General features: G+C 60.6%; 1 protein-coding gene. It reads right to left on the bottom strand.

What is annotated here, in order from left to right; all coding sequences use genetic code 11:
* Positions 1-272: hypothetical protein (locus ACXJ7R_RS32950; RefSeq protein WP_457155446.1), on the bottom strand; the 272-nt coding region annotated here is incomplete at its 3' end.
* Positions 273-1,340: the final 1,068 nt, after the last annotated feature.

The raw sequence follows: 1,340 nt of genomic DNA, 5'->3' as shown, positions 1-1,340 counted from the left end.
GAACCTTGCTGGACCCGGACAGAGGTCCCCTTCTGCATAGTCCGCGACGTGCGCGCGTCAGTTGCGCGGTACCATACGCCTTCGCTGGCCGTGTAAATGCCATTGGTTGATTGGTCCGATTGGTTCTTCACCAGCACCCGGTCGCCGACCTCGGTCAGCACGCCGTCGATGGTCTTCAGACCCGACAAGATGATGTTGCCCGTGGTTGCCAGGCGCACGGGTTCTCGTTCGCCGGTCAACAGGCGAACGGCGGCAGTTGCAGGTCGGGCCATAAGGCTTGCTCCATGAAAAAAGCCTCGCGAAAGCGAGGCTGTGAAAGTTGCGGATTGTGTGGCGGTTTAAATGCGGCCTGGCCCTGCTTTGAAACAGCCTGGCCCGGAATTACCGTGACAGTGCACTCAAGTCCGTTCGGCCGTCATTGTGTGCAGGCGGGAAGGCGAGGCAGGCGCCGAAATGAGAATCGTCGGCCGCAGACGCAATTAGCATGCGCTTTATTAGTTCCGGAAAATTTTAACGAATCGTTGACCGCGCTGTCCCAGAATAGGACGGCGCGGTCAACCCCAACCGGACTGCGCCGGCGGCTCCGGCACACAGCGCCCCCCGCACTGTCGGAGCCGCTACTTACACTCCCTAATATACCAGCGATGGTTGAATCAACTGTTACCGCACGTGCTTTCCACGGCCCTTTCCCGATCGTTAAACTTTGATGGAACGCCGGGATTGGCTTGCCACAGCGGTCCCAGAGCCCTTGAACCGGACGCGAGGAATTACGTGGACACTGCGCCCTGCGCAGGGCTGTCGGCCGGCCGGTAGGCGGCGAGGCATGCCTGGATCGGATTGCCGGGCAAACTGGAAAGCCCGCGAAATTCGGAAAACGAGTCAGGCGGCGAAAAGAAAACGTGCACAGTCACCGTATTTGCGCCAACGAATATGGTCTGGTCCCATCTCATCCAAAAGAGGTAGCTTGCAACGCGGTGGCGGACCCGCAATCAGCTTTGGCAAGACACCCGGCGGCACACGGCGGCAAGCACCGGCGCCGAAAGCCACGACCCGCTACGGAATTAGACCTACCTGAAGCGCAAAAGCCAAGGACGGTGCGCAACGCAGTGCCCTTCTGCAGGCGCGAGCGGTGCGACTACGGTGACGGTGCACTTCCATGTTCGTCTGGCTGCCACTGCGGGTAGGTTGAACGTAGAGGGGAGGATGGCGGCGAAAAAGTGGTGCACTGTCAGCGCAATTCCGCGCAATTTGCCGGCTCAGCCCATCCCGCGATGTTCGCACAACTGTCTCTGTCGCTTGCGCGAGGCCGGACCCTGACGCACCTGCCGACGAGCCACCAC

Source organism: Mesorhizobium sp. P5_C1 (assembly GCF_054049815.1).
This window is presented reverse-complemented; position numbering and strand designations above follow the sequence as displayed.